This is a genomic window from Bacteroidales bacterium, from assembly GCA_035342335.1.
GTDB lineage: Bacteria > Bacteroidota > Bacteroidia > Bacteroidales > JAGONC01 > JAGONC01.
Window position 1 is genome coordinate 57,953 of the sequence record DAOQWY010000005.1, and the last position, 15,265, is coordinate 73,217.

General features: G+C 48.5%; 14 protein-coding genes. 9 read left to right on the top strand and 5 right to left on the bottom strand.

The annotated features are described in order from the left end of the window. Window positions 1-79 precede the first annotated feature (79 nt). Window positions 80-694: a hypothetical protein gene (locus PKI34_03965; protein HNS16961.1), complete on the top strand. Its 615-nt coding sequence runs from the start codon at window positions 80-82 to the stop codon at window positions 692-694. Window positions 695-712: 18 nt separating this feature from the next. Here PKI34_03965 and PKI34_03970 read toward each other — a convergent pair whose 3' ends face one another. Both PKI34_03970 and PKI34_03975 read right to left on the bottom strand, forming a co-directional pair. After that, entirely contained in the window at window positions 713-1,252 is a 540-nt protein-coding gene (locus PKI34_03970) for a YceI family protein (GenBank protein ID HNS16962.1), read from the bottom strand. A gap of 75 nt (window positions 1,253-1,327) precedes the next feature. Further along, entirely contained in the window at window positions 1,328-3,091 is a 1,764-nt protein-coding gene (locus PKI34_03975) for a prolipoprotein diacylglyceryl transferase (GenBank protein HNS16963.1), read from the bottom strand. Window positions 3,092-3,302: 211 nt separating this feature from the next. Between PKI34_03975 and PKI34_03980 the strand changes: the two genes are divergently transcribed. After that, window positions 3,303-5,654 carry a CotH kinase family protein gene (locus tag PKI34_03980; GenBank protein ID HNS16964.1) on the top strand — a complete coding sequence of 784 codons (2,352 nt, stop codon included), beginning with the start codon at window positions 3,303-3,305 and terminating at the stop codon, window positions 5,652-5,654. Between the two features lie 84 nt (window positions 5,655-5,738). Here the strand turns inward: PKI34_03980 and PKI34_03985 are convergent, their stop codons facing one another. After that, window positions 5,739-6,833 (bottom strand): T9SS type A sorting domain-containing protein, encoded by a 1,095-nt coding sequence (locus PKI34_03985; protein ID HNS16965.1) that lies wholly within the window; start codon window positions 6,831-6,833, stop codon window positions 5,739-5,741. A gap of 223 nt (window positions 6,834-7,056) precedes the next feature. On the opposite strand from PKI34_03985, the gene PKI34_03990 reads away from it, so the two are divergent. Further along, complete coding sequence (locus PKI34_03990; protein ID HNS16966.1) at window positions 7,057-7,761, top strand: hypothetical protein; 705 nt, start codon at window positions 7,057-7,059, stop codon at window positions 7,759-7,761. Here PKI34_03990 and PKI34_03995 read toward each other — a convergent pair whose 3' ends face one another. Continuing rightward, on the bottom strand, window positions 7,762-7,950 hold the full coding sequence (locus PKI34_03995) for a hypothetical protein (protein ID HNS16967.1): 189 nt from the start codon (window positions 7,948-7,950) through the stop codon (window positions 7,762-7,764). Window positions 7,951-8,043: 93 nt separating this feature from the next. On the opposite strand from PKI34_03995, the gene PKI34_04000 reads away from it, so the two are divergent. Both PKI34_04000 and PKI34_04005 read left to right on the top strand, forming a co-directional pair. Beyond that, entirely contained in the window at window positions 8,044-8,796 is a 753-nt protein-coding gene (locus PKI34_04000; protein ID HNS16968.1) for a hypothetical protein, read from the top strand. 15 nt (window positions 8,797-8,811) lie between these two features. Next, window positions 8,812-10,107, top strand: a complete 1,296-nt coding sequence (locus PKI34_04005) for a hypothetical protein (GenBank protein HNS16969.1) — start codon at window positions 8,812-8,814, stop codon at window positions 10,105-10,107. Window positions 10,108-10,148: 41 nt separating this feature from the next. Here the strand turns inward: PKI34_04005 and PKI34_04010 are convergent, their stop codons facing one another. Beyond that, a complete protein-coding gene (locus tag PKI34_04010; GenBank protein HNS16970.1) occupies window positions 10,149-11,582 on the bottom strand; it encodes a radical SAM protein in 1,434 nt (477 codons plus the stop codon). 181 nt (window positions 11,583-11,763) lie between these two features. On the opposite strand from PKI34_04010, the gene PKI34_04015 reads away from it, so the two are divergent. The 4 genes from PKI34_04015 (at window position 11,764) to PKI34_04030 (ending at window position 15,242) form a co-directional block, all read left to right on the top strand. Continuing rightward, complete coding sequence (locus PKI34_04015; protein HNS16971.1) at window positions 11,764-12,216, top strand: T9SS type A sorting domain-containing protein; 453 nt, start codon at window positions 11,764-11,766, stop codon at window positions 12,214-12,216. Between the two features lie 43 nt (window positions 12,217-12,259). Then, window positions 12,260-13,195 carry a lamin tail domain-containing protein gene (locus tag PKI34_04020; protein ID HNS16972.1) on the top strand — a complete coding sequence of 312 codons (936 nt, stop codon included), beginning with the start codon at window positions 12,260-12,262 and terminating at the stop codon, window positions 13,193-13,195. 1 nt (window position 13,196) lies between these two features. Beyond that, complete coding sequence (locus PKI34_04025; protein ID HNS16973.1) at window positions 13,197-13,991, top strand: hypothetical protein; 795 nt, start codon at window positions 13,197-13,199, stop codon at window positions 13,989-13,991. A gap of 78 nt (window positions 13,992-14,069) precedes the next feature. Then, a complete protein-coding gene (locus PKI34_04030) occupies window positions 14,070-15,242 on the top strand; it encodes a hypothetical protein (protein HNS16974.1) in 1,173 nt (390 codons plus the stop codon). Window positions 15,243-15,265: the final 23 nt, after the last annotated feature.

Below are 15,265 nucleotides of genomic sequence, written 5' to 3' on the forward strand. Positions count from 1 at the left end.
TGTGAAATCCTGAGTTTTAATAATAAATCCATTCCCAATATCGTTTTTAAACAATAAGTAAAACTTTAAAGGAGGTACTATGCCCCTGGATGCTGTTTTTCTTTCCCGGAGTCTTGCGGCTTACAGCTTTGAGATGAGCGACGGTCAGGCGACCGACAGAGATCTGAGCGGATATACGATCATTACCACCCAGGAGGGGCCCTATTTTGCATTTGACAAGCTGACCGATATTCATATTGAGAGCATCGGTCCACCGGAAAAAGGGCAGCTGTATTTTATGCGGCACAGGTGCAAATCGGGATGTGCTCCCAGGCTTTTGCACGTGGAAGTATATACGATGGATCATCAGCCTTTGCAGCTTGACGGGCCTGCTTCTGTCTTTCCCAATACCCAGAATGGTGAGGTGCTCCATATCTACCGCGGGACGGTTGGAATGACCTGCAGATACCGTTCAGGTTGGTTCAGGCCAGGCTTTCATCGGAAGGTTAACGTTGATGCGGTCGTTTCGCTTCAATACCGGCCGAATGATCCTTCCAAAAAGATACGGGTTGAAATGACCGGGCATTGCCGCAAACCCATCGACGGTTACTATAGGACCGTCGCCCTCCAGGCCGAGTCGTTCAATCCGCTGGTTACCACGCAACAGACATCGGCTGTTTACAAGTTGCTGAATCCGTATTTGCAGATCCTGTGAAAGAGCAAAGATCAAAAATCAAATCTTCGTCATCTCAACATTTAATGCCAGTTTGATCTCCGGGCCAACCACTAGCCCTCCGGCTTCGGTGACGGAGTTCCAGTGGAGTCCGTAATCGAATCGGTTGATCCTGCCGGTGATCTCAAAGCCTGCCTTCGTGTTGCCCCAGGGATCCACAATGATACCACCTGCTTCAACATTCAGTGTCACCTCCTTTGTGGTTCCTCGTATCGTGAGGTTGCCGGTCATCGTGTAAGTGTCTTCACCGGTCTTATCAAATTTCGTGGAAACGAATCTGATCTCCGGGTGGTTTGCTGCATCGAAGAAATCAACAGATTTCAGGTGATTGTCGCGATCGGTAGAGTTGGTTGAGATGCTGTCCACGGAGGCCGTGAATTCAGCCTTAGCACCTGTAAGGTCATTACCCGAAGTTTCCAGGGTGGCGTCAAAGTCATTGAACTGCCCGGTTACGGTGGCGATCACCAGATGTTTTACTTTAAATTGTACCTCAGAGTGTGCTTTGTCGATGCTCCACTTTGTTACGTTCGGTGTGTTCATGTTTATTTTTGGTTCGTTTTATATGATTTTATATAAGTTGATAAACAAGAAATGGAATGTTTTGTTCAATGGTGACTAACGCTTCGACTGCCACCGGTCCTTACCCAGATGGGTCCTCAGGCCAAACGAACCACCAAAGTTTTTTCCCAGAAAAACACTGGTTTTCAACGTCATCCATTCGGTAATCCATATATCTCCAGCCAGGTTCAATCCTGAGATCCAGGAATGTCCTGCATCACTCCAGAGATCCCAGTCAAGTTCCATGCACAGATCTGCGTGCAGTACGCTTTTATCCACGTTGCCCAGTCCGGATCCCAGCCCGAAATTAAAGACACCCGGCCGCCCCATCTGGTAGTAATCGGTCAGGAGCCTGGCTTCACCAAAAAGAATATCTTTCTTACCCACCCAGGCGGTTATGGCGGGAGTTATATCGCTAATGGTGAATGGATCGAAAAAAACGTTCATTCCCAGGCTTCCGCCTGCGTACAGATAATCATAGCTCAGGAACACATTCATAGCGGGTGATGCGTAGTCCCAATTATCGGGGTCATCCGTCCTGTCGGAAGCAGAATAGAAGTTCATACCCGCTGTCAGGTGCTGATCTTGATCAAGTTTCCAGTGATAAGCCATACCTGCTCCCCAGGTTGAATAGTCCCGGTCGTTTCTTCCTATTATGTTTCCGTCGCAATCGTAGTGCCTTTCCTCATACGTCCCCAGGCTACCAAAAGCTTCCAGACTGAGCCATCCCTTATATTGGTCAGGGGTTTTACCTGGTTGCTGATCAATGGTATCCTGGCTCATCGTCACCAGGGCAATGAGGAAGAGAAAAGGCAGGATTTTACGGAGTGCCGGGATGGTCAGGCGGAAATAACAATGGCAGAGATAGGCTGTAAGCAAAGGAAGCGTGAACAGCCAGAGCGTCAGTTTTTCAAAGGGATCCAGCCAGCTGCCGGCCAGGATGATGAACAGGGGAACGGTCGATAATAAAAGCAGTTCGCGTGATAAGGCACCTTTATTTATGTCTTTCACCGTCTGCAAGGAGTTTCTCCCCCTGCGCTCCCTCAGGATCAGAACAAGGGCCAGCATGCCCGCGGAAACCAGGAGCATCCACTGGATCACCTTTAAGCCCCATAAGGATTCATCCGGCAGACCTGTCCGTGTGGATTCCCTGAGGAACTCTTCAGCAAACCGGAACACTGCATAACAGAGGATCACAAAAAGGAACCGGCTCCCGGAGGCTTTCCAGCGGTTACGGGTAAGATAAACAAGAAGAAGAATGGCCAGGCAGAAAAAAATGTCGTATAGCTGTGTGGGATGTACCGGCAATGACACTGCACCGGTTGCGGGGATTTGAAGATGCTCCGCCTGGAATTGGAAAGCATGCGAATGTGCTCCGTATTGAATCCCCCAGGGCAGTGAGGTGGGTGTACCGAAGCAGCAACCACCGAACAGGCATCCTATACGGGTGATGGCCAAACCAGCGGGCAGGGCATAGGCCAGGTGGTCAACCACAGGACGGTTGAATTTCAGCCATCGCTGAGCGATCATCAAGCCTGCGGTGAGCCCCACTATGCCGCCCAGGATTGAACGGCCGCTGTCGGGAAGGGAATGACTCTTGAAGAGCTGTATCCATTCCAATGGTGCAATCGTAATGGCTTTGTTGCCAATGATAAAGCAAAGAATCCCAAAGAGGGTGATCAGGAGCCATGTCCTGACGGGATAACGGTTTCTGATTCCCTGGAAGAGCAATATCCCGGTGGCCACCAGGAAAGCGGCCACGTAAAACAGAATGTACAACTCGCTTCCGTGTGAAGGAGCGATGATGATAAGTGCTGGCATGGGATGTAATTTTTAAGAAAAGCAAATAGATCCAATTTGCTGATAAATATAGTCCATTGTAGTGAAAAAGTCAAATCTAATATTTTAATATATGTACATTTAAATCTTTCAATAAGGAAATCCAATTTCTCCAACCATAATATACTTCGATCCGGCAGAAAAGTGTACATTAGCTGTCCGGAACCAGCTCGTATCAATTAAAAGTTTTGAAGTGAAACGTATCAGTAAGCATTTTTTATTCTATGGATATTGCTGGATGGTGATTTTCCTGCCTGTCGCAACGAATGGTCAGAGATATGACACCATCTCCAACTGGGACGGAATTATCCAGAATTGGTACATTTCGACAGGAGGATCGGAAATTGTTCCTAACCCTTCTCCCGATGATGTCAATGCTTCCGAACTTTGCCTGAAGGTGATCAGTGGGGTGGGAATGTGGGATTATATGCTCTGTGATCTGGATGAACCTGCCAATTTTGATTTCTACCCCCGTTACCGGATAAAGGTACTGGCACCTGTCACCGGAGGAGATGTTGCCCTGAAATTCGAAAATCATAACAACACCTTCTCGCATGAGATCGTAAAAACGCCTGTACCGGGGCAATGGACGGATCTGGAGTTCGATTTCTCCGGTCTTTCTTACGGAGACCTGACACGGATGGTCATCTTCTGGGATTTTTTGGGCACTACCCCCGGGATCAGCTGGTATCTGGATGATGTAATGAAGGAAGTACCCTGGCCAATCGAGCTTTGGTCAAATTTACCCATCGTGGTGATCAACACCAACGGCGTTTCGATACCTGATGAGCCAAAGATCACCGCTCAAATGGGAATCATTGACAATGGGCCGGGGGTGATGAATAATTCGAATGATCCGTTCAACGGATATGATGGATTCATCGGCATTGAAATCCGGGGCCAGTCCACCCAGATGTTCCCCAAGAAGTCCTATGGATTTGAAACCCGTGACAGTGATGGTGAAAACCTGGATGTTTCGCTCCTGGGCATGCCGGAGGAAAATGACTGGGTGCTGTACGCACCCTACACAGATAAATCGATGCTTCGCAACGTGGTGACCTTCGATATGGGTCGGAAAATGGGACACTACTGCACGCGCACAGTTTACTGCGAGCTTATCCTGAACAATAACTACCGTGGAGTGTATGTGATGATGGAAAAGATCAAGAAGGATGAGAGCCGTGTCGATATTGCCACGTTGAAACCGGATGAGGTCACGGGTGATGATCTGACGGGCGGTTATATTCTCAGAGTGGACAAGCTCGACTGGAACTTCGTCTTCGGTGTCGACGGCTGGAAGTCCAATCCTTCACCGGCTTACCCGAATGCGATGGACATCATTTTTCAGTACTTCTACCCGGATCCGGATGAGATCGTGAATGCGCAGAGATCCTATATCAAAGACTTCATCACGGTTGCGGAAAATACCCTGACTTCAGTCAGCTTTGCTGATCCCAACGACGGTTACCAGAAATATTTCGATGTACTTTCTTTTATCGATTTCATGTTGCTGAGCGAGATATCGAAGGAGGTGGACAAATACAGGTACAGCAACTATTTTTATAAAGAGAAAGACACAGATGGCGGGAAACTTTTTGCCGGCCCTGCCTGGGATTTCAATCTTGGCTATGGAAATGTGGATTACTGGGAACCGGGGATCGATCACACCGGGTGGGCATATACCCGGGTTGAGCCCCACGATGCCAGTGTTATGTTCTGGTGGAAACGACTGATGGAGGATCCCTATTTTCAGAATGTGGCCAAAACCAGGTATGCTTACCTGCGACAGCATCACCTGGTAGATGCTGAAATCCATGCGGTGATCGATTCAATCCTCGTTTTCATCGATGAAGCCAAAGACCGTAACTACCAGCGCTGGCCGATCCTCGGACAGTATGTATGGCCGAATAACGACTGGTATGGCAATACCTATGAGGACGAGGTGGACTATTTTGAGGATTTTCTGTTCAACCGGCTTCACTGGATGGATTACAACCTTCCGGGAACCCTGATTTATCCGTGGGCAGGCATCTCCGCATCAGCCAACACGATCAGCCTGACGCTTTATGGGGATTATTTTGCGCAGCCCGTCCTCTCAAAAGAGCATTTCAGGTTGAATAATGCACCATTAGGAGTTTATATACAGGCAGTTACGTATAAAAATGCTGCCGAGTGCTCTCTCAATCTGACGGCGGACATTACCGGAATCCCAGCTGTTTCTGTCACCGTTTTAAATGAAGCGGTGAATTACTGGGAGGATATCACCAGCGGTAGCCTTGGATCGGCAGGTTTGGGTGATCCCGTGGAAACCTCACTTTTCATTCACCTGTGGGAACAAAACAACCAAATGCATATCCGCTGCAGTCACCCTGAATGGCTTCCGGAGAACGCAAGGATCCTCAGCCTGGCGGGTCACCTTCTGGCGACCATCAGGCTGGAAAAAACAAGTGAAAATGTCGCACCACATCATTTACCATCCGGGATATACCTGGTGGTTATGGAAACAAAAGATGTGACCGTAGTGGAGAAACTACTGGTCAGGTGATCAGAGGGAAATCCGGTTAACAAGATCAAATAGCAAAGAGCAGAAATCAAAATAACCTGTTTTGATTTGAAGTGGTTTTTTGTTTCATTTTGCCACCATCATGGTGTTTGTCCTCATCTGACCATTGTACCTGAGCGTGTAATGATACACTCCACCGGGTAAACCAGCCGCATCAAAATCAACGATATGGGTTCCTGCTGCCTGCTCTTCATCTACCAGTGCTGATACCAGGTTCCCCATGATATCATAGACCTGCAGGCTTACCCATCCATTCGCCGGCAACTGATAACGGATCATGGTTGTCTGTCCGAACGGATTGGGGTAGTTCTGCAGGAGGTTGAATTCGCTCGCTCCCGGTTCGTCGACAGTGGTGAACCAGGCATCGTACTTCTCTACGGCTGCTGCAATGTTGGATAGCATGGCCTGTTGGTTTTCTCCGAGTGCCAAAGCGTAATACACATCAAAGGATTGTCCCGGATTGATGGTCACCGGATTCTGAGCCGTAACCGCTACCGGTCCGTCGGCCGTGTTCGAAGCATAGAGAGGCTGTAATGAGCCATAATTCATCCAGTTCCAGTAATCCGTATCCACCGAATAATCTTCATACCATTCAAAGGAGTAAAGGGATGAGAGGGAGGCGGAGAGGAGTTTTGCGCCCAGATTGATCTGAGGGCCTCTGTGAAACCGGACAACTCCCTCATCGCTGAGGTAGGTCAAGGAATCAAATCCGTATTCCTCGTTCAAATAAGGAATGAATTCCACACCGATAGTGGCATTGATGGCGCTGGATTCATCATTCTTTACATTGAACTTGATAATGGTGAAAGCTGCATTATTCCAGCCGTAGGCACTTTGTTTGACAATTACATCCGGAGGCAGGGATGAATAGGAGTTGTCATAGGCGCCATAGATTTCAAAATCGCTCATTTCCGGATTCTCAACCAGCACGGTCGCTTCCAGTTGTTCAGCATCATTGGTATAGTCAAAGACCGTTGTGGGCGATGTCGCCACCAGGATCGAGGCACGTTCCAATTGCCTGAGGCCATCGGAGGAATAGAGCCGAATTCTGCCGTACTGGTTTGTATAGACCTCCATCACACCCGTATTGAATGAAGCCTGTGAAAACCCACTGACAATGCACAGCAGCATCAACGAAAGAAAAAGTACTGTTTTTTTCATGGTTTAAAAGAATTTGGTTGGTTTCTTATGTGCGAATATACTAAAGTTTTTTCGTTGTAATATTAATAAGATTCAAATTACCTGAATGAATGACCATCACTGAAAATAATGTAATTTAGTCTGATGAAATGACCCGTGCCAGGAACGATCGTGCATAATGGAGCTCCGGTGGGTCATTCCTCCCAAGGTTCGGGAGATAAAGCTTTAAGAGGAGTTTCGCCAAATGATCGACACGATCCTTGAAAAAATCCTTTCTCCGCCTGAGCGATACATTTTCGGCACTGCAGACCTTACAGGCCTGATTGATGAAAGGTTCGGACGGCACCGCTTTGGGATCTCCATCGGTAGAAGGCTGGAAGACAGTATTGTGGATTCAATTCAAAGGGGCCCGACCCTTGAATATTACCATCATTACAACCAGATCAACAGGGAACTGGCTTCCGTGGCCGGGGAAATCAAAGAAGAGCTCCATAAGAAGGGCGTTGATGCGATCGTGATACCACCTACCATTAACCTGGGATCCAGGGATTATGCGAAGTATCTTTCCACCCTCACGTATGATCTTTCCCATAAAATGGTGGCGACAAGGGCCGGGCTCGGCTGGATCGGGAAGACAGCGTTATTCATTTCCAAAGAATTCGGTCCGCGGTTACGGCTGGTCACCCTGCTGACCGATCATGAGCCCGGCCATGTTTCTGTTCCTGTAAATGAAAGCCATTGCGGGAAGTGCAGCATCTGCGTCGAGCGGTGCCCTGCGCAGGCAGCCACTGGTCAGTTATGGGACATCCGTACCCACAGGGATGCTTTTTTCAATGCTTACAAATGCAGGGAAAAATGCGGTGAACTGGCCAGACAGCAATTAGGAGTGGAGGAAAGGATTTGCGGTTTATGTGTGGCGGTGTGCCCGATAGGGAAAAAAAGCAGATGATCAGGGGAGCTCGTTGTACTTTTTCCTCACTCCTTCATGGAATGACTGCAGGTCGTAAATGGAAAGGATGGCACCGTGCCCACCGACGATGAGGTCGATAGCATTCATTCTTGCTTCAATCCAATCCAGGGCTGGCAGCCATCTTTCAGCGTCAGGATCGTCTGGAAGAGCGTAAGAAGCGCCAACCATACATCGTATTTTCTTTTGATTTCCGGGCAACTATTTGTATTTATTCCGTCTGTACAATATGACTGAATCCGCGGGAAATTAATCATTACGCCAATGACAATCAAATTAGTTGCAGTTTGGGTCTTTATTCTGATGCTTCCCCTGCTGGTCGTTGCACAGCAACAGGAGCAAGACGCCCTGTACCTTAATGACGGAAGCATTTTACGCGGGAAGGTGCTGGAAAGCACCCCCGGACAGGGAGTCAGGATCGAAATGGTAGGTGAAAATATCCTGGCCATCCCGGAGAGTGAGATCCGGAAAATGGTCATGCGGGAAACAGATACCTTATCGCCTGCGAAAACTGACCAGCCTTCGAATGTTGAAGTTCAGCCGCAGCTTCACCTGTTTGGGGGAAGCGACCAGTCGTTTGGATTCACGGTAAATACGTGCTATAACTTTCCATTCCGTCTATCGGCTGGTGCCGGGACCGGTGTGGAATGGTTCGGTACAGCCATGCTTCCTTTGTTTGCACAGGTCAGCTATAAGATCCTGCCCGGGAAATGGTCACCTTGGATTTATCTACAGGGGGGCTATGCATTGCCCCTCGAGAAAAATGAGAATTTCTATTACTATTCATCAAGCCAGAACAACTTTGGCGGCCCCCTGGCCGGAGCGGGTGCAGGCATACGGAAAGATCTTTCCAGACATTCAGCCATTACTTTCGCCGTGGGCTACCGGTTTCAGCAATCCCGGATGACCGCCGAATATAACCACTGGGAATATGATGATCCCAACCATTCGACTAAGGTGGAACGCACCGAGCAGTTTAACAGGATTGTCCTGAGCCTGGGATTTTTATTTCGCTAATCAAACAAACATCGTATGAAAAGAATACACGGCCTGTTCCTTTTACCGGTTATCGGGAGTATCCTGCTCCTTTCGTCCTGTAAGGACACCTATACCGAAACACGTATCTATTGGGCATATGTCCCGGAGTACATGTCGTACGGTGAGCTGCGGTCATCTGTTGAATCCTTGGCACCGAAGGCGATCGAAGCGATGGGGAAGATATACATAAAGGACAGATACCTTTTTGTGAATGAAAAATACAAGGGCATCCATATTTTCGATAATTCGGATCCTTCCCATCCGGTTAACCTTGCGTTCATCCAGATCCCTGGTAATGTTGACCTTGCCGTTAAGGGAAATTATCTTTATGCTGACAGTTACATAGATCTGGTGGTCCTTGACATAGCAGACATCAGCCACACGGAGGAAGTATTCAGGCTGGAGGATGTTTTTCCGTATACCATTCCCGACGTGGAGGGTGATTATGCCATTGCACCCATCGACCAGGAAAAGGGAGTGATCGCGGGATGGTCGCTGGAGGAGTATACGGAGGAATATAAAGGAGACATTGCCCCTCCACCTGTCTATTACTGGGAAAGGACGGGGGACGTATGGATGTCCTTTTCGGATTCAGGCTCAGGGGAGTTCGTTTCCCAGACTGTTGGCGTTGGAGGATCACTGGCACGGTGCATCATCGCCGGCAGTACGCTTTTTGTATTGAATCAGTGGGAGATGCAGCTGATCGACATCAGTGTGCCGGATAAGCCGGCCACCGGCCCGGTCTTCAACCTGTCACTCAGTGCTGAAACCGTATTCGTCGACAGCTCGTTCCTTTATATTGGAACGCAAACAGGAATGTTGCTTTACGATATTCAACAGCCGGCTTGGCCGGTTTACCTGGCAACATACGACCATTTCCAGAGCTGTGATCCTGTGGTGGTTGATCAGAAAATTGCCTATGTCACCATGCGTGCCGGCAACCGGTGTGGTGGATGGCAGAACCAGATGGATGTCCTCAGTGTGAGCGATCCGAAAAATCCAAGCCTGATCAAAAGCTATCCCATGGCCGAGCCTTATGGACTTGGCATAGATCAGACGACGCTTTTTGTATGCGACGGCTCTGCAGGCTTGAAAATTTATGATGTTTCCAATCCTTCAGGGATCGATCAGCATCTTATAAGGATTTATCCGGGCATCCAGGCCAGGGATGTCATCCCGCTCAACGGCATGCTGGTCATGATCACTACCACAGGTATCATCCAGTATGATTATTCTGATCTGAGCAACATTTTTGAAATCAGCCGGATACCGTTTCAACTTGAGGAATGAAGAACAAAGAGTGACAGCCTTGCGGAAAGAACCTGACAGGTTCATTGTTTATTTTTTTCCAGGTAATGATAGTGTCTGACCAGTTTGAGGTAAAGGAAAATCCCAACAAACCGTAACAGGAACAGGTTGATCAGCCGTATATGGCTGTTCATCTTAACGCCATCTTTATTTCCCGTCATCCTTGCCAGGTTCCTTAATAAGAAACGTTTCAGATTTTTCCGGATCGGATAACTTGAAAAATAGAGCTGTATCCATTCAGTATAAAAGCCCCGGGGTGACAACCGTGTCGTTACCACGGCATGGGCAAAGTCGAAATAATCATAGCTCAGAATAATATTTTTCTTCACTTCGGAATGATACTTTGTCCCGGGAATTGGAGTCAGGATAGGGAATATAGGGCTTTTTAGATTGTTTTTTGTCACATAATGTATTACCCTGCTGAAGTCTTCTTTCTTAAAACCAGGATCGACCAAAAAGTGCGGGCGGAAGGGTATCCCGATATCATTCAGTATCCGGGCTGCCTCCTCATTGTTCGTAAGGGTGTTCTTCTTGTTCAAATCGTTCAGCTGATCATCGCTGGTTGTTTCAAACCCCACGCAGAGGTTATCCAGTCCGATCTCCCTCCATTCCCTCATCATGTCGGGATGGCGCGTGATGGTATCGGAACGGCAATAACCGGAATATTTTTTCCGGATATTCGCCTCCTTGATCAGCCTGCAAAGCCTCAATGCGTTCTCTGGATTCAGAAAGGTATTATCATCTGCGAAAAAGACCCGGGGAATGAATTTGGGCAGGCTGGCGATCTCATTGAAGACATCTTCGGCGCTTCGGATGATGATCCGTCCTCCGGCAGCCTGCCACACGCTACAGAAGGAGCAACGGTTAGCGCATCCCCTGGTCGTGTTGACAAGGGATGTCCGGAAACCCATATCGCTGTGGTATTTCTTCAGGTACCTTGCCACCAGGTCCCTCCGGGGGTAAGGAATATCGGAAGCTTTCAGATCATACCGGTTATCATTATGGAACAGCACTTTACCGTGGTCAAGTATTTCTACACCCTGAATCTGGTCGAATGGTTTGCCATTTTCAAAGGATTCAATATACGCGGGAAAGCTTTTCTCGGCCCAGCCAAGGAAGATGGCATGGATACCGGGAACGCGGAAGTCTACAGGAAGCATGGTTGCGTGGTGGCCCCCGACCACCTGAATCATTTCAGGATATCGGTTGTGGATATAGGAGATCAGTTTTTTTGCCTGGATGACGTGGATGGAATTATTTACGGTTATTCCGGCAATGACTGGATGAAATGAGGCAATCTGATCATCTAAAACCCTGTACGTATCAATCCTGAGGTCGAGTATGCTGACATCATGATCCGGCACAAGGGCGGCCAGGACTTCCAGTGCAAGAGGCTCGAACCTTCCCGGAGCAATGCTTGCCTTGCTGTTAGGAGGATGGATCAGGAGTATCTTCATAGAAGAAGGATTTGTTAAACTAATAGCAAATGTACGGTATCGATTAGGGAAAGGCAAATTTATCATTCACATCGAATGAGTGAAAGAGACACTAAAGGGGTTAAAACATTAATTTCGATAAAAAGGGTTGCAAAACAGGAATTTTAATTTTACCTTGCACACATATTTCAACTCAACGCTCATGAAGAAAACACTTTTATTTTTATCCCTGACGGTATCGTTTAACCTGTTGTTGCTGCCAAGGGCATCAACACAGGAGAACATGCGCGTCAACCTGAAGGATGGCACCGTCATCGAACTAGCCATAGATGACATCCGGAAGCTTACCTTCGATCTTAATACCGGTCTGGCGCAGCACGGTGCGCTGGTGCAACAGCTGCTGAAAATCAAGGCCTACCCCAATCCGGCCCGCGATCATGTTAACCTGGATTACGCCCTTGCTGTCAAAGGAGATGTTCTTCTGGAGGTTTACACCATCGGCGGGAGCCTCCGCCTGAACAAGTCCTTTGGCGAACAACAGCCAGGGGAATACCAGTATCGCTGGAACACCACGGATGTGCCTTCAGGCCTGTATGTTTGCAGGATCAGGCAAAACAATGAAATTGTAAGTGAAAAAGTTATTGTTAAAAAGTAAAACAGAGAAAATCATGAAAAGAATAACGTTAATCCTGTCTGTTATGATGATGATGTTGGCCAATCTTGCCGCACAGAGCCTTTACATTCACAAAACCGATGGTTCGGTGATCACGGTTCCGATGAACACCATCGACAGCATCACATTTACAGGCACGACTCCGGTGACCAACTATGCCTGGATGAACGAGATCTATTCGCGCGGAACCACAGAGGATCCGGATTGGATTGAGATTTACAACAACGGTGACAGTGATATCGATCTTACGGGCTTCAAGATCTATGATTCGGGCGGACAATCCGGCAGCAAGCCCAAGAAAGAGTTCCCCTCCGGGACGGTCATCCCGGCTGGTGGTTTTTATGTGATCGTTACCGACACGGAGGATGAGAGCGGATTCGGACTGTCGGGCAGTGGCGAGGAGGTATGGCTGGAGAATACAGCAAGTGAAGTCATTGACAATGTGACTTTCGCCGCGCTGGAGGAAGGGCAGTCCTATGGCCGATATCCTGATGGAACCGAAAACTGGCAGATCCTTTATACAGTTACCAGGGGTGCAGCCAACAGTAACCTGATCCCCTCCGTCATCGAGCTCAACGAGCTCTATTCACGCGGAACATCGGAAGATCCCGATTGGGTGGAGATTCACAATTCTTCTTCCGCTGACATTGATATCAGCGGTTACAAGATCTATGATCCGGGTGGAAATACCGGTACCAAGCCGAAGATGGAATTCCCCTCCGGAAGCATTGTACCTGCCAATGGCTGGCTGGTGATCGTGACCGACACCGACGATCCGGCTGGTTTTGGCCTTTCGAGCGGCGGTGATGAAGTATGGCTGGAAAATACCACGGGTGTGGTGATTGATTATGTTGCGATCCCATCGATGGAAACCACCCAGTCGTACGGGCGTTACCCCGATGGCGCTGATAACTGGCAGCTGCTGAACACGATAACAAAAGGTACAGCCAATATGCCGTAAAATGAAAACCAGTGCACTGCTGTTCGTATGCCTGCTTGTGGCCGCCATGACAGGCTGTCAGGATGAAGAGTATTATCCGGGAACCCTGGATAAGGTGACAGCCAGTATAGTCCTTTCTCTTGATTCATTGGACATCTCTCTGGAAACGGCAGCCGTTTTCCTGGCCTCAACCGATGGTGACAGCATCGCTGCCCGGGCAAGGCTCAAGGAGCTCTGCGAAGCTGTCTCCTTCACAAAAGAGTTTGCCTTCATCAACAACCAGGGGATCATGCAGGTGGTTGAGCCGTCGGCATATTATCCTTTCGAAGGCACAGATTTCAGCGACGATGATGAAATGATGGATTTGATAGAATTTCACACGCAGGTGTTTACTAATTTTTTCCTTGCCCGGGAGGGCTATCATGCAGTGGCAGATATTCATCCCGTTTACGACGCCAATCACTCGTTTGGAGCCATTGAGGGATTGTTCACTCCCCTTGATCTCCTCGACCGGATCTGTACTCCTCTGGTAAGCCCTCCCGCAGAAGTCTGGATTATGGAAAAAACAGGAACCGTGGTCTATGACCGTGACCTGGTGACCATCGGGCTTAATGTACTGACTGATCCTTACTACGATCCATTCCCTGAAGTCAGGACGGCGGGACAGAAAATTCTCGCTGAAGAAACAGGCAAGACCTCGTATACATTCTATCTCACCGGAACCCTTACACCGGTCGTGAAGCAGGCGTGGTGGTATACGATTCATCTTCATGATAACGAATGGAAGGTTATCTGGACGGAGCAGGAAAACCAATGAGAGGAGAGAGGAGAGAGGAGAGAGGAGAAAGGTCTATAATGTTGATTTTTGGAGCGGAACATATTATATGTCAGGGTCTTGATGATTAGTGACAAATACCTGTGTACTGTTTTATTCCTTTTTGTCTGGATGCTGATGCCTTATGGGCTGCTTCACGCCCAGGGTAATCAAAGCCAGACGGTCAGCCTTAGGCCCATCACCAGGCTTCCGGATGTCATTAAGGAGAGCTCGGGGATTGTAATCACCGGTCCCAATGAGATCTGGTCGCACAATGATTCAGGCAATCCAAACAAGCTCTATTGCTTCGATACCACAGGTGCCCTGATCCGTACGCTGGAAATTTCAAACGTCGCCAACATTGATTGGGAAGACCTTACCCGTGACGATGAAGGGAACATTTACATTAACGATGCGGGGAACAATGACAACAACCGGACGGATCTTGCCATTCATATCATTGCCAGTCCCGCATGGATCACAGGGGATGAAACGGAGGCCGGGTCCATTCATTTCACCCTCATGGACCAGAAAGCATTTCCTCCTCCTTCGTCCAATAAAAATTTTGATATTGAAGCTCTGGTATGGCATCAGGATTCCCTGCTCCTGTTCACAAAAAATCGCAGTACTCCCCTTAATGGTTACTGCAAGCAATATGTATTGCCGGCACAACCCGGGGAATACGTTGCCAGGCTGGCAGATTCGGTTTATCTTGGTTCGACAAACGATGAAGCGCGTGTAACGTCGGCAGCGGTGCATCCTGACGGCAGCGAGCTGATCCTGCTGACACGGACAAAGCTGGTCTCATTCACCCATTACACCGGAAATGAAGTATTCAGGGGGGAAAAGAACGTCTATCCGTTTACCGTGCCACCGGGCCAGACCGAGGCTATGGATTTTGTTGGGCAGGGCAACAAGATATATATCACTGAGGAAGGCAGCGGGGGTCTGAGCGGATACCTGTATGAAGTGCTTTTGCCAGTGAGTACCGGATTTGAGAGGATTTCCACCGTGGAGAGGCTGCTCAGGGTCAAAATATCAGGCGACCGGTTAATTCTTGAAACGGGGACATCACCTGTTGATTTTGATGAAGTCTGTCTTATTGACACAAGGGGCTGTGTCCTAAGAAAAGGATCCAATACGCATGTTCTTTCCCTGGACGGAATTCCTGATGGATGCTATGTGGTGCTTGCCGTGAAGGATGGCCGCGCCATGGTTGCGAAGTGGGGATATGTGTCGGGAAGTATAGATTGACGAACAAAGAACCAAGATTTTTG

Coding starts and splice junctions, on each gene's coding strand:
- PKI34_03965 (HNS16961.1), top strand. CDS start 80: ATGCCCCTGGATGCTGTTTTTCTTTCCCGGAGTCTTGCGGCTTACAGC.
- PKI34_03970 (HNS16962.1), bottom strand. CDS start 1,252: ATGAACACACCGAACGTAACAAAGTGGAGCATCGACAAAGCACACTCT.
- PKI34_03975 (HNS16963.1), bottom strand. CDS start 3,091: ATGCCAGCACTTATCATCATCGCTCCTTCACACGGAAGCGAGTTGTAC.
- PKI34_03985 (HNS16965.1), bottom strand. CDS start 6,833: ATGAAAAAAACAGTACTTTTTCTTTCGTTGATGCTGCTGTGCATTGTC.
- PKI34_03990 (HNS16966.1), top strand. CDS start 7,057: ATGATCGACACGATCCTTGAAAAAATCCTTTCTCCGCCTGAGCGATAC.
- PKI34_03995 (HNS16967.1), bottom strand. CDS start 7,950: ATGGTTGGCGCTTCTTACGCTCTTCCAGACGATCCTGACGCTGAAAGA.
- PKI34_04000 (HNS16968.1), top strand. CDS start 8,044: ATGACAATCAAATTAGTTGCAGTTTGGGTCTTTATTCTGATGCTTCCC.
- PKI34_04005 (HNS16969.1), top strand. CDS start 8,812: ATGAAAAGAATACACGGCCTGTTCCTTTTACCGGTTATCGGGAGTATC.
- PKI34_04010 (HNS16970.1), bottom strand. CDS start 11,582: ATGAAGATACTCCTGATCCATCCTCCTAACAGCAAGGCAAGCATTGCT.
- PKI34_04015 (HNS16971.1), top strand. CDS start 11,764: ATGAAGAAAACACTTTTATTTTTATCCCTGACGGTATCGTTTAACCTG.
- PKI34_04020 (HNS16972.1), top strand. CDS start 12,260: ATGATGATGATGTTGGCCAATCTTGCCGCACAGAGCCTTTACATTCAC.
- PKI34_04025 (HNS16973.1), top strand. CDS start 13,197: ATGAAAACCAGTGCACTGCTGTTCGTATGCCTGCTTGTGGCCGCCATG.